General features: G+C 53.8%; 19 protein-coding genes and 2 tRNA genes. 12 read left to right on the top strand and 9 right to left on the bottom strand.

Annotated features, from left to right (window positions below):
- Nucleotides 1-26: 26 nt before the first annotated feature.
- Complete coding sequence (locus AC07P6_RS10920) at nucleotides 27-1,016, top strand: aldo/keto reductase (protein ID WP_478316253.1); 990 nt, start codon at nucleotides 27-29, stop codon at nucleotides 1,014-1,016.
- 34 nt (nucleotides 1,017-1,050) lie between these two features.
- Here AC07P6_RS10920 and AC07P6_RS10915 read toward each other — a convergent pair whose 3' ends face one another.
- Nucleotides 1,051-1,944, bottom strand: a complete 894-nt coding sequence (locus AC07P6_RS10915; RefSeq protein ID WP_478316251.1) for a LysR family transcriptional regulator — start codon at nucleotides 1,942-1,944, stop codon at nucleotides 1,051-1,053.
- Nucleotides 1,945-2,220: 276 nt separating this feature from the next.
- On the opposite strand from AC07P6_RS10915, the gene AC07P6_RS10910 reads away from it, so the two are divergent.
- Complete coding sequence (locus AC07P6_RS10910) at nucleotides 2,221-3,000, top strand: SDR family oxidoreductase (RefSeq protein ID WP_478316249.1); 780 nt, start codon at nucleotides 2,221-2,223, stop codon at nucleotides 2,998-3,000.
- A gap of 310 nt (nucleotides 3,001-3,310) precedes the next feature.
- Nucleotides 3,311-5,908: a hypothetical protein gene (locus tag AC07P6_RS10905; RefSeq protein WP_478316247.1), complete on the top strand. Its 2,598-nt coding sequence runs from the start codon at nucleotides 3,311-3,313 to the stop codon at nucleotides 5,906-5,908.
- A gap of 167 nt (nucleotides 5,909-6,075) precedes the next feature.
- Here the strand turns inward: AC07P6_RS10905 and AC07P6_RS10900 are convergent, their stop codons facing one another.
- A complete protein-coding gene (locus AC07P6_RS10900; RefSeq protein ID WP_109549357.1) occupies nucleotides 6,076-8,763 on the bottom strand; it encodes a cation-transporting P-type ATPase in 2,688 nt (895 codons plus the stop codon).
- Between the two features lie 50 nt (nucleotides 8,764-8,813).
- Nucleotides 8,814-9,245, bottom strand: coding sequence for a universal stress protein (locus AC07P6_RS10895; protein ID WP_016241528.1), 432 nt, complete (start codon nucleotides 9,243-9,245; stop codon nucleotides 8,814-8,816).
- A 524-nt stretch (nucleotides 9,246-9,769) separates the two neighbouring features.
- On the opposite strand from AC07P6_RS10895, the gene AC07P6_RS10890 reads away from it, so the two are divergent.
- The 3 genes from AC07P6_RS10890 to AC07P6_RS10880 all read left to right on the top strand — a co-directional run bounded on the left by AC07P6_RS10890 (nucleotide 9,770) and on the right by AC07P6_RS10880 (nucleotide 15,027).
- A complete protein-coding gene (locus AC07P6_RS10890) occupies nucleotides 9,770-10,855 on the top strand; it encodes an efflux RND transporter periplasmic adaptor subunit (RefSeq protein WP_016241530.1) in 1,086 nt (361 codons plus the stop codon).
- Nucleotides 10,855-13,911: an efflux RND transporter permease subunit gene (locus AC07P6_RS10885; RefSeq protein ID WP_016241531.1), complete on the top strand. Its 3,057-nt coding sequence runs from the start codon at nucleotides 10,855-10,857 to the stop codon at nucleotides 13,909-13,911. The genes AC07P6_RS10890 and AC07P6_RS10885 overlap by 1 nt, the downstream gene beginning before the upstream one ends.
- 192 nt (nucleotides 13,912-14,103) lie before the next feature.
- Nucleotides 14,104-15,027 carry an acyltransferase gene (locus AC07P6_RS10880; protein ID WP_182240836.1) on the top strand — a complete coding sequence of 308 codons (924 nt, stop codon included), beginning with the start codon at nucleotides 14,104-14,106 and terminating at the stop codon, nucleotides 15,025-15,027.
- A 7-nt stretch (nucleotides 15,028-15,034) separates the two neighbouring features.
- Here the strand turns inward: AC07P6_RS10880 and pagP are convergent, their stop codons facing one another.
- Nucleotides 15,035-15,610: a lipid IV(A) palmitoyltransferase PagP gene (gene pagP / locus AC07P6_RS10875; protein WP_045270086.1), complete on the bottom strand. Its 576-nt coding sequence runs from the start codon at nucleotides 15,608-15,610 to the stop codon at nucleotides 15,035-15,037.
- A gap of 231 nt (nucleotides 15,611-15,841) precedes the next feature.
- Here pagP and AC07P6_RS10870 point away from each other — a divergent pair, with 231 nt between their 5' ends.
- The gene (locus AC07P6_RS10870) at nucleotides 15,842-16,774 is read left to right on the top strand and encodes a nucleoside recognition domain-containing protein (RefSeq protein ID WP_181485724.1); all 933 of its coding nucleotides are present in this window, start codon (nucleotides 15,842-15,844) and stop codon (nucleotides 16,772-16,774) included.
- On the opposite strand, the gene AC07P6_RS10865 is transcribed toward AC07P6_RS10870, so the two are convergent.
- Nucleotides 16,766-18,307 carry an alpha/beta hydrolase gene (locus AC07P6_RS10865; protein ID WP_478316244.1) on the bottom strand — a complete coding sequence of 514 codons (1,542 nt, stop codon included), beginning with the start codon at nucleotides 18,305-18,307 and terminating at the stop codon, nucleotides 16,766-16,768. The two genes, AC07P6_RS10870 and AC07P6_RS10865, sit on opposite strands and share 9 nt — an antisense overlap.
- 169 nt (nucleotides 18,308-18,476) lie before the next feature.
- Between AC07P6_RS10865 and AC07P6_RS10860 the strand changes: the two genes are divergently transcribed.
- The gene (locus AC07P6_RS10860) at nucleotides 18,477-18,734 is read left to right on the top strand and encodes a histidine kinase (RefSeq protein ID WP_434662696.1); all 258 of its coding nucleotides are present in this window, start codon (nucleotides 18,477-18,479) and stop codon (nucleotides 18,732-18,734) included.
- Between the two features lie 132 nt (nucleotides 18,735-18,866).
- Nucleotides 18,867-20,321: an AMP nucleosidase gene (locus AC07P6_RS10855; RefSeq protein ID WP_142512872.1), complete on the top strand. Its 1,455-nt coding sequence runs from the start codon at nucleotides 18,867-18,869 to the stop codon at nucleotides 20,319-20,321.
- 50 nt (nucleotides 20,322-20,371) lie between these two features.
- On the opposite strand, the gene AC07P6_RS10850 is transcribed toward AC07P6_RS10855, so the two are convergent.
- Together AC07P6_RS10850 and AC07P6_RS10845 are read right to left on the bottom strand one after the other, a co-directional pair.
- Nucleotides 20,372-21,022 carry a LysE family translocator gene (locus AC07P6_RS10850; protein WP_434662695.1) on the bottom strand — a complete coding sequence of 217 codons (651 nt, stop codon included), beginning with the start codon at nucleotides 21,020-21,022 and terminating at the stop codon, nucleotides 20,372-20,374.
- 160 nt (nucleotides 21,023-21,182) lie between these two features.
- A tRNA-Asn gene (locus AC07P6_RS10845) sits at nucleotides 21,183-21,258 on the bottom strand.
- Nucleotides 21,259-21,264: 6 nt separating this feature from the next.
- Here AC07P6_RS10845 and AC07P6_RS10840 point away from each other — a divergent pair.
- The 3 genes from AC07P6_RS10840 (at nucleotide 21,265) to AC07P6_RS10830 (ending at nucleotide 23,092) form a co-directional block, all read left to right on the top strand.
- Entirely contained in the window at nucleotides 21,265-21,357 is a 93-nt protein-coding gene (locus AC07P6_RS10840; RefSeq protein ID WP_220138898.1) for a DUF5951 family protein, read from the top strand.
- Nucleotides 21,358-21,452: 95 nt separating this feature from the next.
- Entirely contained in the window at nucleotides 21,453-22,889 is a 1,437-nt protein-coding gene (locus AC07P6_RS10835) for an EmmdR/YeeO family multidrug/toxin efflux MATE transporter (protein WP_434662692.1), read from the top strand.
- A gap of 127 nt (nucleotides 22,890-23,016) precedes the next feature.
- Nucleotides 23,017-23,092, top strand: a tRNA-Asn gene (locus tag AC07P6_RS10830).
- Between the two features lie 132 nt (nucleotides 23,093-23,224).
- Here AC07P6_RS10830 and AC07P6_RS10825 read toward each other — a convergent pair.
- Both AC07P6_RS10825 and AC07P6_RS10820 read right to left on the bottom strand, forming a co-directional pair.
- Nucleotides 23,225-23,527 carry a helix-turn-helix domain-containing protein gene (locus AC07P6_RS10825; protein ID WP_182239731.1) on the bottom strand — a complete coding sequence of 101 codons (303 nt, stop codon included), beginning with the start codon at nucleotides 23,525-23,527 and terminating at the stop codon, nucleotides 23,225-23,227.
- Between the two features lie 301 nt (nucleotides 23,528-23,828).
- The gene (locus AC07P6_RS10820) at nucleotides 23,829-24,716 is read right to left on the bottom strand and encodes a LysR substrate-binding domain-containing protein (RefSeq protein WP_434662689.1); all 888 of its coding nucleotides are present in this window, start codon (nucleotides 24,714-24,716) and stop codon (nucleotides 23,829-23,831) included.
- Nucleotides 24,717-24,779 lie beyond the last annotated feature (63 nt).

Genomic DNA, 24,779 nt, shown 5'->3' with positions numbered 1-24,779 from the left:
TCAGAAACCCACGGAGATGTAACGCAATGCAAAAACGTTTTCTTGGTCAGTCCGGGCTTGAAGTCTCGGCGCTCGGCCTGGGCTGTATGGGCCTGAGCCACGGCTACGGCCCGGCGACCGATACCCGTCAGGCCATCGAACTGATTCGTGCCGCCGTTGAGCGCGGCGTAACCTTCTTCGATACCGCCGAAGTGTACGGTCCGTATCTGAACGAAGAGGTAGTCGGCGAAGCGTTAAAACCGTTCCGCGACCAAGTCGTTATCGCCACTAAATTTGGCTTTACCTTCGGCGATGACAACAAGCAGCAGATTTTAAACAGCCGCCCGGAGCATATCCGCGAAGCCGTCGAAGGCTCGCTGCGTCGTCTTAAAACCGACGTCATCGACCTGCTGTACCAGCACCGCGTTGACCCCGACGTGCCGATCGAAGACGTCGCCGGCGTGGTGAAAGAGCTGATTGCCGAAGGCAAGGTTAAACACTTCGGCCTTTCCGAAGCGGGCGTACAAACCATTCGCCGCGCCCATGCCGTGCAGCCGGTTGCCGCGCTGCAAAGCGAATACTCAATGTGGTGGCGCGAGCCTGAGCAGGCGATCCTGCCGGTACTGGAAGAGCTGGGGATTGGCTTTGTGCCGTTCAGCCCGCTGGGCAAAGGCTTTTTAACCGGCGCGATCAAAGCCGGTACCACGTTCGGTGAAGATGATTTCAGAAGCAAAGTGCCACGTTTTGCCGCCGAGGCTATTGCAGCCAATGAACAACTGGTCACCCTGCTTGGCGAGCTGGCTGCCGAAAAAGGCGTAACTCCGGCGCAGATTGCGCTGGCCTGGCTGCTGGCGCAAAAACCGTGGATTGTGCCGATCCCCGGCACCACCAAGCTGCATCGGCTGGAAGAGAATCTGGGCGCTGCTGAACTCGTCCTTTCAGCGGAGGATTTGCGTAAAATCACCCAGGCGCTGGAAACGGTGAAAATCGTCGGCGAGCGCTACCCTGCCGCCTTAATGGCCCGCGTCGGGCGTTAAGGTTAAATTCGGTCTGCGGGTTGCCGTAGGCCGTTTACTCAGAATAACGCAGCGCATCAATCAGCAGGGCAAAGGCCGGTGGGTGCTGTTTACGGCTGGGATAATAAAGGTAATATCCCGGAAAAGAGGGGCACCACTCATCGAGAACCTGAATCAGATCTCCTGATTTCACCAGCCCCTCAATCGTATCCTCCGGCACGCAGGCAATACCGAACCCGGACAGGGCCGCGTCAATTCTTTCCGATAGCAGATTGAACGTCAGCTGCCCCTCCACCCTGACGCGCAGCGGTTTACCGTCTCGCTCAAACTCCCAGTGATAGAGTCCCCCGGCGGTCGGCAGGCGCATGTTGATACAGCGATGATTTTGTAGTTCATGTGGAGTTTGGGGAATTTCATGTTCCGCGAAATAGCCGGGTGAACCCACCAGCGCCATGCGCATATCCGGGCCGATTTTCACGGCGATCATATCTTTATCGACGCTTTCGCCAAGGCGGATACCGGCGTCAAAACGCCCCTCCACAATATTCACAAAGCCATTATCCGCCACCAGCTCAACGTTAATTTCCGGATACTCCTTGAGAAAAGGCTTAAGCTTCGGCCATACCAGACTGCGCGCGGAGTGCTCGCCTGCCGAGAGCCGAATATTGCCAGATGGCGCGCGATTGAGCTGAATAACGGCTTCCAGCTCCTGTTCCAGATCGGCAATGCGCGGCTCCAGGCAGGCAATAATGCGCTCACCGGCTTCGGTCGGCGCGACGCTACGGGTGGTTCGAGTCAAAAGACGGATGTCTAAACGCTCCTCCAGGCCCTTTATGGCGTGGCTGAGCGCCGACTGCGAAACGCCAAGCTTACCCGCCGCTTTGGTAAAGCTTCGCTCCCTCGCAACGATCAGAAAGATCTGCAGTTCGTTGAAGTTCTCTTTAAGCATCGGTGGGCTCCTTCGTTAACTTGATTGCCCGCACGCAGAACTTATGAAGGCGATTCATAGACGCAATCATTTTAGCCTCGTTACTCTACATAATGGCAATTGATATCCTGTTTTTAACGCATTTATACCCGTCATACTTCAAGTTGCATATGCGTTGGCTTTCCTCGCTCGCCCCAGTCACTTACTTCGGTAAGCTCCTGGGGACTCACTGCGTCGCCGCCTTCCTGCAACTCGAATTATTTTGGGTATATCTCTGAACTGAACCCAGGATTACTCATGAAAATACTCATTGCAGGCGCGACGGGCAGTATCGGTCTTCACGTCGTTGAAACCGCGATCGAAATGGGCCATCAGCCCATAGCGTTGGTCAGAAATCGGCGCAAAGTCAAACTGCTCCCCCGCGACGCGCAGGTTGTCTACGGCGACGTCTCCATGCCGGAGACCTTAACGGATGTGGTGAAAGATATTGATGCCGTCATCTTCACCCTTGGCTCCGATGGTCAGGGACGTATTGGCGCGCGGGCGATAGACTACGGCGGCGTGCGCAATATCCTGAAGCTGCTTAAATCAACCCAGGTGCGAATTGCGCTGATGACCACCATCGGCGTCACCGAGCGGCTCAGTTCATTTAACCAACGCACGGAAGTGCATGACTGGAAGCGTCGGGCCGAGCGCCTGCTGAGGGCCAGCGGTCATCCCTACACCATCGTCAGACCGGGCTGGTTCGATTACAACCATGAGAATGAGCATAAGTTACTGATGCTACAGGGCGATCGCCGCCATGCCGGCACCCCGGACGATGGCGTAATCTCGCGAAAACAAATTGCCAAAGTTCTGGTTTCAGCCCTGACCAACGACGCGGCAATCAATAAAACCTTTGAACTGGTAGCCGAGCGCGGCCCGGAGCAACCTGACTTCACGCCATTATTTGCCGCATTGCAGTCTGATAATACGCAAAAAATAGATGCAATTGCGGATATGGACAATATGCCGCTGGTCGATGAACCCGAGTGTATCGTCAGAGAATTAAATACGTTTTTGAAGCAACGTATTTAAACGCAGAGCCAACTCAGTACGGGACACGGCGGGAACAGGCTCTTCCCGCCCCATCATACAGACCATCACATTCCCCTCATTAACCTCATCACTGGCCTAATATTCCTCACTGATTAAACAGTGCGGGATATTCGTTATCATATTAAATCAGCGCGCCTCATTTTATCGGTAATATGCATGCACTTTTATTTCGACTCATTTATAACTAAAAGCGCTTGAGCACTGAATTACACGAACATCAGACAAATTCAGCCGGGATGGCAATTAACATATGGTCATTTGACCTTGCATATTTTCATGGAGATAAAAAATGCAATTAGATTTCACACTTAATATTAGTAACGACACCTGGTACCCGACAGCCGATATTAGTGGGTTCAAATCCGCTACCGGCGCCAGCGTTGATATTAAAGAAAAAATGATCCTGACTTTTAGCGCACCAGGTAAAATTACCGCCGGGGATATTAACGTATCGACAAACCCATGGTGTCTAATAAGCACAAATATTGAATCAAGCGAAGTGTCCAGCGGCATCTTTGATATTAAGCTGACGATAACTGCCGCCGATGGTTCTGCCTTAGGCAACTCTATTTCCAATATTCATATGGGCGTCAATGCGTCCTCCGATACCGTGCCAAAATGGGAGACTTTCCGCAGCACCTTCACCGCTGCCGCTGATGAAGAAGCAGACGTTGCCGGTGAACTAGCCGTGACCTGTGCCGTCTTCCCGGCCGGACTGGAAAACACAGCTCTTACGCTAGTTTTGCTTCGCGGTGAGAAAAGCGAAACTCTTCTTCCGAAAGCAGGCATCACCAATTTTGATATCGACGCAGGCGTTTACACGGTCAGCGCGGCAGAGCTGCGCACCGCAGAAGGTACCGTTCGCGCGGCAGTACAATTAAGCGCAACGGAGCTGACCATCAGTAAAGGCCAGCGCACCCCGCTTGATATTACCTTTGCCCAGGCTGAACGTAGCACCACTCTGGACGTGGCGGTAAATTTACCGGCCACCCACGCGCTGTATAACGAAGATCTGAACGTTGTTTATCTGGAAAACGGCGTTGCCAAACAGCACTTCACCATGCGCGCAGGTCAAAAACAGCGCCTGGAGCGTCTACCGATCGCCGGGACTTATTCCGTTTGCATCGATGACATCAAACTGAACAATATTCACTACAGCTTTGATGCGGCGAACGGCGCGCTGGACAACCAGCTTCACGATATCGCCTTCACCAGCGCTAACCAGCGCGACGAGTCTCAGTCCGCCTCTGCGAAATTAACCCTCAAAGTTGTTGCCGAAAAAACGGTTGCCGATACTTTCGCTCTGCGTCTGGTTGATGGCAGCGACGTTCCGCGTCAGTACTCTTTCGCCGATCTGGCGATGCAAACCGGCAGCATTACGCCGTCGATTGCGCTGGCACCGGGCGTTTATCAGGTTGAATCCGCTACCGTTATCCATAACGGCGTTGTGTACTATATCGATGTCGCCACGCAGACGCTGAACGTTGAGAAAAACACCCCGCTGACGCTGGTCATCGCGATCGTTGAAGGGGCCAACCTGTGCGTGAAAGGTTTCCCTGAGTTCCTGAGCTTCGGCGGCTGCGCCAATATGTCACCGAGCAACGTGGATGACCTGGCCGAAGCGCGCGTCTCTTCCCTGTTCAAATACTCCGGTGATGACGGCATGGGCGATGCGTCCGGGTATCTGGATCCGGCGAAAGAGCCGACTTCAAAAATCATCCAGATGGCTCGTGATGTTTCCGCGAAAACTGGCGACAGCGTGCTGCCGATGATGGTCTCCTACACCTGCAACCTGTCGCTGGGTGACGTGGAAAACATTATTGACGATCCTGAGCGTCATCAATTCAGCTTTGCCAACTTCATTCAGGCGCTGCAAATGGCGCAGGCGATGAAAGATGACGAGCATCCGGTTCCGGGCGGCTTTATCGTCAACCCTGATTACCTTGGTGAATGTCAGAAGTACGGTTTCTCTCCCAACTATGTGATTCCGGTTCGCAAGCCGCTGGCGGAAGCTCTGGCACACCATGGCGTGAATATCGCCGTTCCTGCCGCGATTACCAATACCCTGAAAGGCTATATCAAAGGCGTCAACTGGCTGGTGCGCGCAGTGGCACCGGATGTGGTGCTGGGCTGGCAGGTGAACCTGTGGAGCGTCGGCGGTTCACAGTGGGTTTATAATGATTTCACCTATGACGATGTGTTTGACGCCGTAGACGGCACCAGGAAAAAAATGACCATCGACCCGACTCTGGCAGGCAAGCTGACCGCCGAGTACGCGCTGCTGGTCGGTGTCTTTGAGGATATCGAATACATCAATGCGAATGGGGTCACCGTTGTGGCTAAGGGCGCAGACTTTATGGCCGCAGACCGCTATGAGGCGGATGACTTTACCGCTCGCGCCTACAAAAACGGCTACTGCTACTCGCCGTTTGAATGGGATCGCACCTTCGAATTCTGCGCGGCGCTGAGCCGTTATCTGCGCCAGCCGGTGCTGCCATGGCAGGTTCCGGCCAGCCGTCTGGCCACCGTTTCCGAGCAAGTTGGGGCGTTAGAAGAGAAATTCTGGGGCACCGGCGGTAGCTACCTGATGGGCCATGCGGAAATTGGGAGTTCTATGGAGGCCATTAACGCTGACCTGTTGGACATCGAGTTCCTTGATGTTCACGCCAGCATGATGGGCAAAAATCCGCGCGAGCTGTTCAAGCGTCATGAGTGGGATTTCACTGAACCAAAATATGTGGATTTCCCGTCACGCGGTATTTTCCATGTGCAGGTCGGCGGCGGTGCCACCACTGGCGTGGTGAGCGCGGTCAATAACAACAGCAGCAGCTGGATGCGCGCGAAGCTGGCGGCCTATCGTAATAACCCGGTTAAACTCAAAGATTGATCGATTAAGATCGTGTTCTTTGTCTGAAACGGAAAAGCCGACGCGTTATGCGTCGGCTTTTGTTTTTTGGTTTTCCACGGTGGCGGCGCGCTGCGTCTGTCCGGGCTACCGATTATGCGGCTGTCTGGTAGCCCGGACAGGTGCGCAGCACCGCCTCCGGGAATGACTCAGGCCGTGCGCCACTTGCGCGTCAGCGGCTTCTCAATTTCCACAATCAGGAACATCACAAAACCGATAATAAAGGTGATCACCCAGTAGCGGAACGGCAGCGCTTCGGTACCGAACAGCATCTGCATAAACGGCGCGTAGATAATCAGCAGTTGCAGCACCAGCAACACGCCGCTGACAATCCAGATACCCCGGTTCGCCAGCAGCCCTTTGCTCAGTGAGAAACCATCCGCCACCCGGCAGTTGAGCATATAAAACCACTGTGCGGTGACCAGCGTCTGCAACAGTACGGTGCGGATAAACTCAGGTGAGTAGCCTCGCGGCTGTAGCCAGGCCTCCAGCACAAAGGCGCTCACGGCGATCATCGAACCGACAAAAATTACCCGCCAGATGGCAAAGCCGTCCATCACATGCAGCTTAGGATCGCGCGGCGGACGGCGCATGATGTTCTTTTCACCGGCTTCGAACGCCAGACCAAACGACAGCGTGGCCGACGTCGCCATGTTCATCCACAAAATCAACACCGGCGTCAGCGGAATCAAATTCCCCGCCAGCAGCGCGATAATGATTAACAACCCCTGCGCCAGGTTGGTTGGCATAATGAACAAGATCGTTTTCTTCAGGTTATCGTAAACCCGCCGCCCTTCCCTGACTGCACTGGCGATGGTGGCGAAGTTATCATCGGTCAGCACCATATCAGCGGCCTCTTTGGTCACTTCGGTGCCCTTGATGCCCATCGCGATACCAACATCGGCCTGCTTCAGCGCCGGGGCGTCGTTCACCCCATCACCGGTCATCCCGACCACCTCTTTCCTGCTTTGCAGCGCCTGAACCAGACGGAACTTATCTTCCGGACTGGTACGGGCAAAAATATCGAATTTCTGCGCCGCTTCACTCAGTTGGGTATCGTCCATCACCTCCAGCTCGCGCCCGGTAATGGCGTTCCCGGCGTTGCCGATCCCCAGCATCTTGCCGATACTCATCGCCGTTTGCGGGTGGTCCCCGGTGATCATCTTCACGCGGATCCCCGCCTGCAGGCAGTCGCCGATAGCGGTAATGGCCTCTGGTCGCGGCGGGTCCATCATCCCGGCGATCCCTAACAGAATGACGCCATGCTGCAAATCCTGATGGGTGAGTTCGGTTTGCCCGTCAGCCGCCGGTTTCCACGCTGCCGCCACCATGCGCAGCCCTTCCCGCGCGTACTCTTCAATTTTCGCTTCCCAATACGGCTGGTCCAGCGGCTCCAGCCCATGGTCGGTTTGCTGATGCTGACACAGGCGGAACAGCACATCTGGCGCACCGGTAATTAAAATCGTCTCCTCATTGCCGATGCGGTACAGCGTTGACATATATTTGTATTGCGAATCAAAGGGGATCTTACTGCGCAGTTCGGTGCTCGCCGGCGAAAGCGTCACTTTCGCCGCCAGCACCTTCAGCGCCCCTTCCGTAGGGCCGCCAGTGATTTTCCACAACCCGCTTTCATCTTTGATTAGCTGGCTGTCGTTACACAGGTCGATGGTGCGCAGATAGCGCTCCAGCAGCGTGCCCGGCGCGACGGTTATCGGGTCCGGCTCATCGATCGGGTGAATATTCCCCACCGGCTCGTAGCTGTCCCCTTCCACCCGATAGACTTTATCGGCGGTGATAACGGCCTTAACCGTCATCTCGTTCATGGTCAGCGTCCCGGTTTTATCCGAGCAAATAACCGTCATCGCCCCTAGCGTTTCGACCGTCGGCAGCTTGCGGATAATCGCCTTCTGCCGGGCCATGGTTTGCACGCCAAGCGAGAGGATAATCGAGATAATCGCCGGCAGCCCTTCCGGTACCGACGCCACCGCCAGGCTAATCAGCGACAGCATCAGTTCAGAAACCGGCATATCGCGGAACAGCAGGCTAAAGACGAATAGCGCAGCCATCATCACCAGAATGATGATAAAGATGGCTTTGCCGAGCTTATCCATCTGCACCAACAGCGGAGTACGGTGTTTCTCGATATCCGCCATCATCTGGTTAATGTGGCCCAGCTCGGTATCGCCACCGGTTGCCACCACCAGGCCTTTGCCACCGCCGGAGCTTACCGTGGTGCCTGAGAACAACAGGTTCGTCCGGTCACCCAACGGCAGTTCGCCGCTAAGCGCTTCGGTACTTTTCTCCACCACCGTTGATTCACCGGTCAGAATCGCCTCTTCCACCCGTAGGTTATGCGCTTCGATAACCCGCAGGTCTGCTGGAATGCGGTCGCCGGCGCGGATCACCACGATATCGCCGGGAACCAGCGCCGTGGTCGGAATGGTTTCATGATTCCCCTGACGAACCACCACCGCTTCGCTGGAGAGCATATTGCGAATGCTCTGGAGCGATTTTTCGGCGTTACTCTCCTGAATATGACCAATCAGGGCGTTGATCACCGCCACGCCGAGGATCACCAGAGTATCGACCCAGTGGCCCATCACCGCCGTCAATAGCGCCGCCGCCAGCAAGACGTAAATCAGCACATCATTAAAATGCGCCAGAAAACGCAGCCATGCCGGTTTACCCGCTTTTTGCGGTAGCGCATTTTCACCGTACTGCTGTAAGCGCGCCGTCGCTTCAGCGCTGCTGATGCCATCGGGAGTGCTGTTGGTGCTGGTCAGGGTTTCATCCACGGAGAGCTGATAAAACGGGCCGCCCGGTTTTTCTGTATTCATAGTTATCTCCTCACTCCTGTAACGGAAATCAGGACAGCCTCAGGCTGCCCTTAGCGCACCACAAAAACCGGCACATGGGCATAACGCACGATACTTGCCGCCTCTGAACCCAACAGATGGGTTTGAATATTGGGATTGCGTGAGCCAATGATCACCACATCCGCCTTCAGTTCATCTGCCAGTTTCGTCACTTCATCGCGGACGTTGCCGCTGCGAATATGAATCTGGACATCGCTTTCCTTCAGAGAGAGTTTATTGATGAGTTCAGCGAGTTTTTCTTTTGAATTATTAACCAGATAGTCTTCCATTTTTCGCGCATCGGAAATAAATCCGCGCGTCAGTGCAGGAGAAAATGTCGGGATGACGTTGAGTAAATGAATCTGCCCGGAGGAGCTTTGCGCGAGGAATTGAGCATGGGACAAAGCCTTGTCCGCAAGGCCGGTTTCAAACACATCAACCGGGACGAGGATATTTTTATACATAGAGACAATCCTTTTATTACCTATAAAAAAAGGTGGTGAAAACAGCGCAGACAATGGCGCTGAGGAAGAAATCTCGATTCGAAGTATGATGGGTATAATTAAACGTAGCACACGGCGATTAACATTATTAAGATGCCAATTAATATATTGAAAAATATCACAGACTCAGTCGACCTCAGACAATTCAACTGAAAACCCAGCAAAATCGTCAACATTACCGCAAATTTTACTCTTTTTAACATTTCCTTTTTTCAACGACTATGCTCATTATCAGAGGCCTGCGCGCCTCTAAAAACCATTCAACAATTATGTAGATAAGAATCTACTTAGCACAAGGTTGATACCAGAGGAGGAGCAATGTTCGGCTACAGCCTGTTTCGCCTGAGCCTGTTTATTGCCCTGGCAATAATCGCCTGTACGGCTTCCGGGTTATTTACCTATTTAGTGGTCTCAGCGCTGGCTGAATAAAGCCGGCATTTGTGAAAAATATGTAAAATAAAACCTTTAGCACCGAGGGGAATACAGTGAACCGTTATTTTTCTCTCATTCCCGTTGTTATTTTAATAACAACGGCTTGCGATCAGAAAGCACCGCAAGTTACCCCGCTGCCGCGGATGGTAAAAGTTGCGGATGTCGTCGCCATTGGTGATTCACAGCAGCGCATTTTTCCTGCCCGTATTGAATCCGGGGATTCTACCGATCTGTCGTTCAAACGCGGCGGACAGATTGAATCCCTTGATGTGCGTCAGGGAGCCAGTATCTCTCAGGGGCAAGCGCTCGCCCGGCTCAACGCCCGGGAAGCGCAGCAACGCGTCAACGAACGGCAGACCGCAGCAACCCTCGCTCAGCGGCAGTTCGACCGCTTCCAGACGCTGGCCGGTCGCCAGGCCATTTCAAAAGCGGAAATGGATATCCAGCGGGCCAACCGTGATTCCGCCAACGCTGCGCTAAAAATCGCCCGCGAAGAGCTAAGTCAAATGACGCTCACCGCGCCGTTTAGCGGTATTGCCGCCAGCGTCCCGATCCGTAATCACCAGGTTGTCGCCGCCGGACAGCCGATCGTCACCCTGACGCGAACCGATCTGCTCGACGTGGTGTTCAGCATTCCGGAGAATCTTTTTACGACTATTGATATCCGCAATGCGCAGTATCGTCCGGTGGTGAAAATCAACTCTATGCCGGACCGTCAGTTCACCGCCGAATATAAAGAACATACCGGTAGCAGCGACAGCAACACTCTGACCTGGCAGATCATTTTAACCATGCCGCGCCCGGCCGATTTTCCGTCAGTGGGCGGCGTGAGTGGGACCGTGACGGTCAATCTGGCAAACCTGCCCGCCAGCGCGGGCGATAAAGCCGTCGTGGTGCCGGTTGAAGCGGTATTTAATCCGGATAATCGCCAGCGCAATGAGCCCCACGTCTGGGTAGTTAAAGGCGAAGGCGAACAGCTACAGCTTGAGGACAGAAAAGTTGGCGTCGGCCAGGTCACCTCTCAGGGAGTGGTCATTACCGAAGGGCTTAGCGTCGGCGAGCGCGTCGTGGCGGCAGGCGTCAGTGAACTGCATGCGCAGCAACCGGTTCGAATCTGGACGCGTGAACGAGGTTTGTAATGGATATCTCTCGTCAGTTTATTAACAACCCGATTCGCGTCTGGCTGACTATTTTACTGCTGGGCATCGGGGGTATTTTCGCCCTGCTGAATATCGGTCGCCTGGAAGACCCGGCGTTTACCATCAAGACCGCCGTGGTCATCACCCACTATCCGGGAGCCTCGGCGCAGCAGGTTGAGGAAGAAGTCACCCTGCCGCTGGAGAACGCGCTGCAACAGCTGCCCTATCTGGACAACGTCAGCTCAATTTCCTCCAATGGTCTGTCGCAAATCACCGTCAATATCGCCTCGAATTATCACTCCAGCGAGCTGCCGCAAATCTGGGATGAGCTGCGCCGTCGGGTAGGAGACGCCGCCCGGATGTTCCCGCCCGGCGTGGCCTCCCCCTTTGTGAACGACGATTTTGGCGATGTCTTTGGCTTCTTCTTTGCTATCTCCGGCGAGAGCTTTACCAACCCTGAGCTGGTCCGCTACGCCGAGCAGCTCAGGCGCGAACTGGTGCTGGTTCCCGGCGTTGGCAAAGTCGCTATCGGCGGTGCGATCCCACAACAAATCAATATCGATATCTCGCTGGCAAAAATGACCGCCCGCGGTATCACGCTCAACCAACTGGCGGCAATCCTCAGTCGCTTGAACGTAGTGTCTAACGCCGGTGAGATTAAATCCGGCAGCGAGTCAATTCGCCTGCATCCAACGGGGGAGTTTGAAAATCTCGACGAGCTGGGCGATTTGTTAATCAGCCCGCACGGCTCAGGTTCAGCGACGCGATTGCGCGATATTGCCACGCTATCGCGCGGACTCAGCGAATCTCCTTCCAGCATTTATCACGCTAATGGCCGCCAGGCGGTCACTATGGGGGTGTCGTTTATTCCCGGCGTCAACGTCATTGACGTTGGTCGCGCGCTGGAAAGCAAACTGGATCAGATGTCGGCGGAAAAACCGGCAGGGATCAAAATTGACCTGTTCTACGACCAGGCTGCAGAAGTGGCTCACTCGGTGAACGGCTTTATCACTAACTTCCTGATGGCACTGGCCATTGTCGTCGGCGTGCTGCTGATCTTTATGGGCGTGCGCAGCGGTATCATTATTGCCCTGTCGTTAGCGCTTAACGTGCTCGGTACGCTGCTGATTATGTATCTGTGGGGCATCGAGCTACAGCGTATCTCGCTGGGGGCGCTGATTATCGCCCTGAGTATGCTGGTCGATAATGCCATCGTCATCGTCGAAGGGGTACTCATTGCCCGCCAGCAGGGGTCGACGCTGCTCACGGCGATTAATTATGTGATTCGCCGCTCGGCGCTGCCGCTGCTGGGGGCGACGGTGATTGCTATTCTCGCCTTTGCGCCGATTGGCCTGTCGCAGGACTCCACCGGAGAATACTGCAAATCACTGTTCCAGGTGCTGCTGATTTCACTCATGCTGAGCTGGTTCTCAGCGTTAACCATCACGCCAGTACTGATTAAATGGTGGCTGTTCAAAGGGCAACAGCCGCCTGCTGAAACCTCGGATACCGACCCCTACAGCGGGCGCTTTTATCGCATTTATCAGCAGATTCTGCACACCCTACTGATGCGCAAAGCGATCACCCTGACCGTCATGGCGGCGCTGCTGGCAGCTTCAATATGGGGATTCGGCTCGGTGCGGCAGAACTTTTTCCCCTCATCGAACACGCCTATCTTCTTTGTTGACCTCTGGCTTCCCTATGGCACTGATATTGCGACAACCGAAAAGATGGCCAGCGATATTGAAACCTCGATTAACGGCCAGCCGGGCGTTGTCACCACCATCGCCACCGTTGGTCAGGGCAGTATGCGTTTTATCCTCACCTACAGCGGGCAACGGCAATACAGCAACTACGCGCAGATCATGGTACGCATGGACGACCAGCGCAGTATTAACGCTCTGACGCAGCATGTTGACAGCTATATTGCGCGCAACTATCCGCAGGTTAATGCCAGCAGCAAACGCGTGATGTTCGGCCCTTCCGGCGATAGCGCCATTGAAGTGCGCATCAAAGGCCCGGATCCCGACCGCCTGCGCCTGCTCGCCAGCCAGGTGGGCGATATTCTCTCCGCAGACCCGGCCACCGACGGCGTGCGCAACGACTGGCAGAACCGCAGCAAGGTTATCCGCCCACAATATTCCGCCAGCTTAGGCCGCGAACTGGGAGTAGATAAACAGGATATCGATAACGCGCTGGAGATGAATTTCTCTGGTAGCCGTGCGGGACTCTATCGCGAAGGGGCTGACCTGCTGCCGGTGGTGGTTCGCCCACCAGCCGCCGAGCGCCAGGATGCTAACCACCTGAATAATGTGCTGGTCTGGAGCCAAAACCGCCAGCAGTATATCCCGCTCAGTAACGTGGTCAGCGGCTTTAATCTCGAGTGGGAAGATCCTTTGATCCTGCGCCGCGACCGCAGCCGCGTACTGACCGTGCAGACCGACCCCGATCCGCTGAGCAATCAAACCTCAGGCGATATTCTGGCGCGCGTGAAGCCGCAAATCGATGCCCTCGCCCTACCGCACGGCTACAGTATTGAGTGGGGCGGCGACGCGGAGAATTCCCGCGAAGCGCAGCAGGGGTTGTTCACCACCCTGCCGCTGGGTTACCTGGTGATGTTTGTTATCACTGTGCTGATGTTCAGCTCGCTGAAAAACGCGATCGCTATCTGGCTGACGGTGCCGCTGGCGCTGATTGGCGTAACGCCAGGCTTTTTGATTACCGGTATTCCTTTTGGCTTTATGGCATTGATAGGCTTGCTTAGCCTGAGCGGGATGTTGATTCGTAACGGCATCGTGCTGGTTGAGGAAATTGAGCAGCAGAAGCAGGAAAAAGCGCAGCAGGAAGCCATTATTTATGCCGCCACCTCGCGTCTGCGCCCTATTCTGCTGACCGCCTTCACCACCGTTCTCGGTCTGGCCCCTTTATTATTGGATGTCTTCTTCCAGAGTATGGCGGTAGTTATTATGTTTGGTCTGGGTTTTGCTACTATTCTGACGCTGCTGGTTCTGCCAGTGATTTACGCCTGTTTCCATAATAAGAGCCTATCCCAGTAGGCGTATATTGTTGCAGCCAGTTTGGGCACGGACAGCGCGCAACAACCGAAGCGTACACGCAGTACGTGAGGCTTGTGAGCACTGCCCAGGACCAAAATGGCAAATAAAATAGCCTAATGGGATAGGCTCTAAGGATATGAAGCCACAATAATGAACAGTACCGGATTAAATATTATTAAAACGCTGGGATGCATGACGGCGGTGACCTTCTTCACCATTTATAACACCTGGGATCACTATGATTACGACTATCACTGGATCCTCGGTTTTCTGACGTTTATTTCGACCATAGCCACGCCGCTGTTTTTTGTGGTGGCGGGCTATCTGGATTCGCAGTCACGGCACGATGCGCAGTGGCAAATGGGTAAAATCAAAAGCGTAGTTATCGTCTTCCTGTTCTGGATGACAGTGTACTATCTCTGGGAACCCTACCAGCGCGGTTATCTTATCCAGCCGTGGTTTGTTTTTGCCTTTATTGTGATTTACACCTTTCATCCGCTTATCGAGTGGCTCAGCCAGCGACGCAAGCTATTTTTCGGCGTGGTATTTGCGCTGCTGTTGCTCTCATATGGCTACGATCTGCTGTCCGCGCTGTATCCTGATGTTCATGCGCTGAGCCTGGCCCCGCAGTACCGTTTGTGGACCTGGCTGCTGTTTTACCTGACCGGCCAGCTGTTCAGCGATCCGCTGGTCGCCAGTTGGCTGACCCGCGAGAGAGTGGTGAAAGGCGCGATGATCGCCATTCCGTTTATTTATCTCTTCACCTGGTTTTACGAGCGCCATTTCTTCTTCGCCCTGTTTAAGGCTGACAGAAATGCGTTCATTCTTACCGGATCACAAATTTATATTTTGGTGGTGGCGCTGGTGATTGCCGCCAACGGCGTGCGGTTTCGTAAAAACAGCGAGTTTAAAGAGACCATTCTGGCGACTATCAGCAAAACGATGACCGGCGTCTATATTCTTCACTACTCCGTTTTTCATCTGCTGACCGCGCTTATCCCAATTAGCTCGCTGGGAACCAAGTTAATGCTGATTGTCCTGACGTTCATCGCCTCGGTGTTAATTTCAATGCTAGCGCTGTCCAATTCGCTGGTGAAAAAGGTGATTACGATTTGATGCCCTCTTAAAAACCGTAGCGCAGCCACGCAAACAGCACGTTGCCGTTATTGTAGGTGCCGGGAATATAGGTGAACTGCACGCTCAGGCGGCGATAGCTGGCGGAAAAGAGCGGCAAAATAATCGGTAGCGGTACGTAGTTGGCGAAGTCTTCTCGGGCGGTGATCCCGGCGGTCACCCCAAGCCCCAGGCGAAAATCGCGACTACTGTCCAGATACCAGCCCTTCTCCCAGCCGTAGCCGATAATCGGCTGCCACTCGTTGTGCGAATCCTTAAACATCATCGCGTAGAGTGAGCTCCAGTTACCTTCTTCGTTATATCTTGAGACACCAAATCCCCCGCCCCACGGCATCTCATTGTAGTTATCGGTTTTCTCTTTATCGTACATAAAGCGGTTGTGCCAGCTGAGAAATGGCAGATACAGGTCGTAGTTTTGCGGCTGATTCCAGGTTTGCGAGACATCGTCTTTTAGCCAGTTCCACCAGCCGCTGACGCGTTGTTCGCCATAAACCTTTGTTTCCGCCTGTACCGCAAAGGCGAAAATAAACAGAGTTCCCCACACTATCCGCAGACAACGTCGCATTGTTTTATCCTTAAAGAAAAGAAAGTCGCCCGGTGTTAATTCAGTTTGGGAACAAAAAACAGGCTTTGCAAATATCAGAGGATAAATTTTCCGCACCCGGCGGCGCTAATTGCAAGTCCAGTTCGCAACCCTTTTCAGGACAGAGAGAGCCTTCACGGCGATTTCATTTCCTCCCCTCTGGGATTATGATGGCGCTAATTATCCTTTCTGTCCGCAGTGATTGAGAAATAGATGGATTTCATCAGCATTATTATGTCGGCGGGAAAAACCTCCGTCGACGTGGCGCTTTATACGCTGCTGCCGATCATGGTTGTCATGCTCATCGTGATGAAATATCTGGAAGTGCGCGGGGTGCTGGACGTTATCGTTCGCTGGCTCGCCCCGCTGCTCAAGCCGTTTGGCCTGACCGGAATGAGCGCTTTCGCTCTGATCCAAATGAATTTTGTTAGCTTTGCCGCCCCGCTGGCAACGTTAGCCATCATGGACAAACGCGGCGCTTCTGACCGACAAATGGCCGCCACCCTGGCGATGCTCTTCGCCATGGGACAAGGCAACGTTTTCTATCCGTTAACGCCTTTTGGTTTGCACTGGCTGGCCTCAATAGTCATTTCGATTGTTGGCGGGCTATGTGCCGCGGCGGTGACCTGGCATATCACCGGCCGCAAGCTGTCTATTGTTGAGAATGCGCGGGCCGAAGATCTGCCGAATGCCGAGCAAAATAATCAGGGAATTATCGCTGTTATCAATAGCGCCGGCGCCGATGCCATTCGCCTGGCGCTCGGTGCGGTGCCGATGCTGATCCTGTCGCTGGCTATCGTCGGGTTTATGCAGGCGGCGGGACTCATTGAGATGCTCCAGCGCCTCCTGTTACCGCTGCTGCTGTGGCTGAATATTCCGGTTAACTTCGTGCTCCCGGCGCTGGTCAAATGTGTTGCGGGCGGTACGGCCTATTTCGGTGTGGTTTCTGAACTCGTACAGCAGGGCAAGGTGACGGTTAGCCAGATTAACGCTTCCGCAGGTCTGTTAATCCAGACTTTTGACCTTCCCGGTATCGGCATCTTTTTAGGCGTCAGTTCCCGTTTCGTACGCCTGTTCCGCTTTGCCGCCACCGGAGCTATCGCCGGGATCGCCATTCGTACCATTATGCACGTGACGCTATTCTGAAGCCGCTGCCTCCGGACGAAGGCAGGCGGCCACATCGGCCTGTTCGCTACAGGCAATATGATGGTCAATTCTCACCATCATCCACGGATAAAACGGGTTGGAGGTGACGCGCATTAGCGTATCCAGCCCGACGCTTAGCGTTGAGGTTTCACCGCGCAGCGAAATTGTGCCAATGCTAATCCCGTAGCGATTCTTCTCTGCCGGTTCACGACCATACAGCGAATCGGTCAGCGGGAACGGCACCGCCACGTGCGACAGCGAATACATATCCTGCGGCCAGGCAATATGCAGCGGCGTGACGGTTTCCGTTCGGGTTCCGGCAAGCGTTGTACGGGCTACCGTTTCGTAGGTGTCGGGAGCGGCATTAGTAATCACCGTAGTGCCGTAGGGGCGCGGCGCGGGCGGCAATAACGTATTCACCGCCGAGTATAACGAGGGCCGGAACAGCGCACGTAAATTCGCCGCCTGGTTAATATCGAAAATCACCAGTTCGCTGCCGTTATCGGGTAAATACCGATAAAGTGAATCCACCACCGCCCGCGTGCTCACCGTTGAGTCCATCACCGACTGAAAAGTTAATACTGGCGCTAATTCCCCCAGCCGCTGACTTTGCGCTTCCTGGACGATTTGCTGTTGCAGCGCCTGTGATAACAGCCACGACTGCCTGGCCGCCTTAACCGGGAACGAATTGTATTTATAGGGATTAAATTCCGGGACGACGTTCAGCCATGCCGCGCGGGCGAAAGCCGGAAATATCGCGGGTAAACCGGCCAGCCCGGCAAAACGGGCAAACGCGGTGACGCCAATCATCGGTGACAGCAGGATTATTTGTTGCGGCCGACGCAGCGATTTATCTTCCAGACTATCAAGAGCATATTTGAGCGCCAGCGCCCCGCCGTTGGAGTAGCCAATCACGTGCAGCGGCACGTCTGGCCCCGCCAGCCGCGTTGCTTCACGCACCGCCAGACGCGTGGTGGCAATCCACTCATCCCGATCGACACCGGTCAACGCGCCCGGTGCGGTACCGTGTCCCGGTAACCTCGGCGCAACGGCGATAAACCCCTGCTGCTGATAGCGTTGCGCCAGATAGTGCACGCTGTAGGGGGAATCCGTCAGGCCGTGGAGCAATACCGCAGCGCCGCGCGGTTTGCCCTGCGGCAACAAAATAAAGGAGCGGTTCCAGTCGGGCTGAAACTTATCCGGATAAACCAGACTTTGCGCGTAAAAACGGTTAATTGCCGTTTTTTCATCGTCGCTCAGCGTATCGGTCACTTTGCTTTTCATATCGCGGAAAATAGCGTCTTCCCGCGCCTGGTATTGGGCAAACGTGGCATGGTCTATCTCGCTGGCAGTCATTTCATCCGCCGTCCAGGTATGCCAGCGGTGCAGCGCCGGACCGCGTTGGGATTCGTAAATACGGCCAATAAAAAAGACAATCACTACTACCACCAGGCCAATCGCCGCCTTCTTTGCCAAAGAGACCATTGTTAAGCCAGACTTATTCAAAAGCCGGGTAAAACGCACCATTGCCATATTTCTGTCCGAATTATCTCTTTGCACGCTAGGGAGGGGTTATTACGCAGACCGAATCAGATCCTGCGATTCTCTTTTTAAACATAGACTAAACCAAGCGGCTATTCTTATTGCCAGAAGAGGAGCAAACATTAATTATCGCCCAAATGTAACAGCTCAGGGATAAAAAATGGAATGGTGGGTTAAGAAAGTACGCAAGGAGTCGGCGTCAGCGCACACCACAGTGGTCTTACAAAGCGGCCAGTTAATGATTATTGCCGAAATCACCCTCTGCCGCCGCCGTTTGCAGGAAGGTGACAAGCTAACGCCGCTGGCGAACGCGTTGTATTGCATTAATGGTGATAAGGCTTTAACGGTAAAAGTGCTCAATGCCACGCACTTTAGTGCTGAACGTTGGGCTAACATCGACAATATTGTCGCGAATTAATCAGCGTATACCATCATCAACTGCTTCTAATCTCAGTACTTTCTTAACTAAACAGGTGAAATTCTCCGACGCATATTCCAGTCTGTGACATACTAAGCAAAACGTCAGCAGAGCAGAAACAAGGAGTAAGTCATGAACCAGCAAGCCGCCAGGCTGACCCCAGAACAGGCGCTTACGCAACTCGAAGCGCTGTATGAGAAATCGGTCACTGCGCTGCGTAAAGCCATCGGCGAATATATCAACCATAATACTCTGCCCGATAATAACGCCCGCGCCGCAGGGTTATTCGTTTACCCGCAGCTGTCGGTTTCATGGGACGGTGCCGAGCATAAAGCCTTAAAAACTCGCGCCTGGGGCCGCTTCACCCATAGCGGTTGCTATACCACCACCATTACTAACCCTAAACTGTTTCGCACCTATCTGCTGGAACAGCTCACCATGTTGTATCAGGACTACGATGCCTGTATCTCCGTCGAGCTATCGCAGCATGAAATTCCCTATCCGTACGTCATCGATGGCTCTGAATTAACGCTCGATCGCTCGATGAGCGCCGGTCTGACCCGCTTTTTCCCGACCACCGAGCTGTCGCAGATTGGCGATGAAACCGCCGATGGTCTGTTCCATTCGACCGAGTACTACCCGCTTTCACACTTCGACGCTCGCCGCGTTGATTTCTCGCTGGCGCGCCTGCGCCACTACACCGGTACGCCGGTTGACCATTTCCAGCCGTATATGCTGTTTACCAACTATACCCGCTATGTCGATGAGTTCGTGCGCTGGGGTTGTAGTCAGATCCTTGATCCCGATAGCCCATACATCGCCCTCTCCTGCGCGGGCGGGATCTGGATAACGGCGGATACGCAAGCCCCGGAAGAGGCGATTTCCGATCTGGCGTGGAAAAAGCACCAGATGCCTGCCTGGCACCTTATCACCAAAGACGGACAGGGGATCACGCTGATTAATATTGGTGTAGGCCCGGCGAATGCTAAAAATATCTGCGATCATTTAGCGGTGCTGCGCCCGGACGTCTGGTTGATGATTGGCCACTGCGGCGGCCTGCGTGAAAGCCAGACCATTGGCGACTACGTGCTCGCCCATGCCTATCTGCGCGACGACCATGTGCTGGATGCGGTACTACCACCGGATATCCCTATTCCGAGCATCGCCGAAGTCCAGCGCGCGCTCTACGACGCCACTAAACAGGTCAGCGGGATGCCCGGTGAAGAGGTTAAGCAACGTCTGCGTACCGGAACGGTGGTCACTACTGACGATCGTAACTGGGAGCTGCGCTACTCGGCCTCCGCGCTGCGCTTTAATCTCAGTCGTGCAGTGGCTATCGATATGGAAAGCGCCACTATCGCCGCGCAGGGTTACCGCTTCCGCGTCCCCTACGGCACCCTGCTTTGTGTGTCCGATAAACCGCTTCACGGCGAGATTAAGTTACCAGGTCAGGCCAACCGCTTCTATGAAGGGGCGATTTCCGAGCATTTGCAGATTGGTATTCGAGCAATTGACCTGCTGCGTGCCGAAGGCGATCACATGCACTCGCGTAAGCTGAGAACCTTTAACGAACCGCCGTTCCGTTAATCAGCACTTCCCTGCACAGCCACGACCGTGCAGGGAATTCTTATGCATATTTACTTCATCGCACCCGATGATGTGCTTCCACCCAGCAGCATCTTCAGCCCAAGCCCGATCATAACCAGTCCGGTGAAACGCTCCTGCCATTTAAGAAATCCAGGATGCTTACCAAGCCATGCGCCAAAAGTGCCTGAAGCAAACGCGACAGAGCCAAGAGACACTATCCCGGTTAGTTTCTGAATCGTTCCCAGAATAAGAAGCTGCAACCAAATCGGACCAACGGCAGGATTAACAAACTGCGGAAGAAACGCGAACATAAAGAGCAATGATTTTGGGTTTGTCAGGCTATTGATTGCCCCCTGCTTAACCGCCTCACACCCGGTGATCCGTACCGTCTCTTTTATCTTCGTATCCGCCCCCGAACTCGCCAGCATTTTGACGCCAAGCCAAATCAGGTAGGCGGCTCCGGCCCAGCGCAGAAGATCGAGCGCTATCGGCCACGCATGAACGAGCGAAACTAATCCCAGAACGAGAAATGAAACCTGTACGAAACCAGCAACAAAAACATTGCCGAGCACCGTCAGAAAGGCAATACGCCGCCCCTGGCCGATACCTCTGGCAATTGTCAGCATCATATCTGGCCCTGGAGAAATTTCTAACAAAAACAATGCAAAAAGAAAGGTCAAAAAGGTTTCAACGGTTGGCATAGTCAGGCCATACAAAATTGAGTGTGCCAATAGATTAGCCCTCAACGGCAAACGCCCCAATAACTTTTAACGGCACGGGTGATAGAGAGTGTGTAAATAGCCTGGAACGGCTAAAAGCAAAAAGCCCGCTTAAGTTTCCTTAAGCGGGCTTCTCTAAATATGGCTCCTCTGACTGGACTCGAACCAGTGACATACGGATTAACAGTCCGCCGTTCTACCGACTGAACTACAGAGGAATCGTTGTGGAGTCGTATCTTAGCGGCGAAAAAACTTTTGTCAAACATCAATTCGCCATCCGCCTTTCAACTGGCGTATCCATCAACAATTTGTCGTAATTACCGACAATTCATCGGGAAAAATGCTTTGCAGGATTAGCTTTTCTCTATCATCATTTGAAATGTAGTTTCAACTTTTCTCACTAAGGTCTCCCTTGAACGTCACCTCCGCATTACGCCAGGCTGTCGAACGTACGTCCTGGTTCAAAAAACGCAAGAGCTACCGCGTCCTTTACTGGCGTGAAATCAGCCCTCTTGCGGTACCGATTCTGCTGGAAAACGCCTGCGTTTTGCTGATGGGCGTACTGAGTACCTTTTTGGTCAGTTGGCTGGGTAAAGAAGCGATGGCGGGCGTGGGCCTGGCTGATAGCTTCAATATGGTGATCCTCTCATTCTTTGCGGCGATCGACCTGGGGACGACGGTGGTGGTGGCGTTTAGTCTGGGCAAACGTGACCGGAAACGAGCAAGAGCAGCCGCGCGACAGTCGCTGGCCATCATGACGCTGTTTTCCATCATTCTGGCGGTGGTGATACACGCCTTCGGTGAGCAGATTATTAATGTTGTCGCCGGGGATGCCACAGAACAGGTAAAAGGTCTGGCCCTGAACTATCTTGAGCTGACGGTGTTGAGCTACCCGGCGGCGGCAATTGCCCTTATCGGCAGCGGCGCGCTGCGCGGAGCAGGGACAACCAAAATTCCGCTGATCATTAACGGCGGGATGAACATTCTCAATATCATCATCAGCAGTATCCTGATTTACGGCATTTTTTCCTGGCCAGGTCTGGGATTTGTCGGCGCAGGTCTTGGGCTAACCATTGCCCGCTATATTGGTGCCGTGGCAACCATTTGGGTATTAATGATCGGTTTTAACCCGGCTCTGCGGATTTCGCTGAAGAGTTATTTTAAGCCGTTTAACTTCGCCATTATTTGGGAAGTGATGGGGATTGGCATTCCCGCCAGTATTGAGTCCGTTTTGTTCAATGGCGGCAAACTGCTGACGCAGATGTTCGTTGCTGGTATGGGAACAAATGTGATTGCCGGTAACTTTATCGCTTTCTCGGTGGCGGCATTGATCAACCTGCCGGGGAACGCCCTCGGTTCGGCATCAACGATTATTACCGGTAAACGTCTTGGAAAAGGGCAAATAGGGCAGGCAGAGCGTCAGGCGTGGCACGTCTTTTGGTTGTCAACGATTATCCTGACGTTGATTGCCTGGGGGACCGCGCCATTTGCCAGCCTGATCGCCTCGTTCTATACCAGCGAAGACGATGTCAAAGTTGTAGTCAAAGAACTATTGTGGCTGAACGCCTTCTTTATGCCGATTTGGGCGATGGCCTGGACGCTGCCGTGCGCTTTTAAAGGTGCGCGTGACGTGCGCTATACCATGTGGGTATCGATGCTGGGCATGTGGGGCTGTCGCGTGGTGGCGGGCTACACGCTAGGGATTGTGCTCGGGATGGGCGTGGTAGGGGTTTGGTTGGGAATGGTGCTCGATTGGGCAGTCCGTGGCGTGCTGTTTTATTGCCGAATGGTCAGTGGGCGTTGGTTGTGGAAGTATCCGCGACGCAAGGCGCAAACTGAAGAAACGTAAACTCAATGTAGGCAAAACGGTACTTTTTGCCCAAAGTGGGGAATAATTCGACAAACGGTTTGAAATGTGGAAAACAGCCTTTGACAAGGTTGGGCGCGATCGTTAATATTCGCCCCGTTCACACGATTCCTCTGTAGTTCAGTCGGTAGAACGGCGGACTGTTAATCCGTATGTCACTGGTTCGAGTCCAGTCAGAGGAGCCATACATAGAAAAGCCTGCTTTCGAGCAGGCTTTTTGCTTTTCAGATAATGCCGTTACCCGCCGGGCTTAATACATTTGCCAGAAGACTTCTCTCCTGACTGGATGACATGGAAATGTGGGCCAGAGCCAGTATTTACAGTACAAACCCGTAATGCGACCCATCCGGCAGCTCAACATTGAGGCTTAGCTTACCGCCCGCCGCTTCAACGTAACGTTTGAGCGTGGAGAGCTTCAGGTCGCGGCCCGGTTTTTCCATTCCCGCGACGGTCGGCTGCTTGATACCTAATTCCTGCGCCATTTCCACCTGCGTTTTCTGCACCCTCTCACGCAACTCAGCAAGATGAATATTGAGCAAAATATCCTTAGCCATAGCCTGGGCTTCGGCCACAACTTCAGGTTTTTCATCCGCAATAAGCTGTTCCAGCGTTCTGCCCATCGCGTTACTCCTTCTCTTTTAATGTGTTCAGCCAGTTCGTGTATTCCCGGTCAGTATCGTTGAGCAAAGTAAACCAGCGATCAAACGTATCCGTTGTTTTAATCGTCCACACGAGAACTCCTTATAAAATATAGCTCATATACTATATAGGTTTAAATCTATAAAGGAGTGTGCCGCAGAGATATGAGGGATGCATGCGCCTCTGATCAAAAGCTGAAGGCGCATTCGAATATTTCAGTGAACAACGTGCAAGGTATTCACCATCTTACGACCGGGGCCGAAAAAACAGCTCAGGGAATTTTCACCTACCCGCGTTTTCACGCGCTATCTGCAGAAATGCCTGCACGGCGCCATTATTCTCCTTCCGCCTGCTGATAAGCATCAGATTCGCCGACAGTTCCGACGCATCCAGTGGCCGGTATACCAACCCCGGAATACTCACATGTTTCAGCGGATCGGGCACCAGCGCCAGCCCCTGCCCGGCGGCGGCGAGCGCCAGCACGCTAAGGGTGCTGGCGGTGCAATGAGCAATACGCGGCGCATGGCCCATAATCGTGGTGAGCGCCGTATAAAGCGGCTCATCAGCACCATGGGTGTCATAGAAAATGAGTGGTTCCTCAACCAGCATCGCTATCGTCAGAGCCGCCTGACTGGCCAGCGGATGATCATCAGCCATCGCGACCTGGCGGTGCCAGAGACCAACCTCTTCCGCCATTAGCGCTGAATCATGGATCTTGCTGTGATCGGGGGTATAACCAACGTCGAGCTGACCCGCCAAGATGGCATCGGCTTGCAGTAGAGGTGCGACTTCACTCACTACCAAATCAGCATCAGGATAGGTTCTGCGAAAAGCGCGCAGATCGTTGGTTAATCTGCCGCTAAATACAGCATTACCCGCAAAGCCAACGCGCACATGGCCCGTTTCACCGCGTATCGACCGCTGTACGGTTAGTCGGGTGCGTTCGGCCTGTTCCAGCGTCCGCCGTGCTTCGGTCTGCAATAGCAGCCCGGCTTCGGTTAGCTCAACTTTGCGACTGGTGCGCACAAACAGCGGGCCGCCCAGTTCCTCTTCCAGCGCTTTGATTTGCATACTCAGCGCAGGCTGGACGATATGCAGGCGCTGGGCAGCGCGGCCGAAATGGCCTTCTTCGGCAACGGCCAGAAAGTAGCGCAGGTGGCGTAGATCCATGCGTCAGCTCCATCATCAAATAAAATGATTAATCAGTCATATCTATCTATTTGAGTTTATCGC

This window comes from Klebsiella sp. GFKo11, from assembly GCF_056490265.1.
This window is presented reverse-complemented; position numbering and strand designations above follow the sequence as displayed.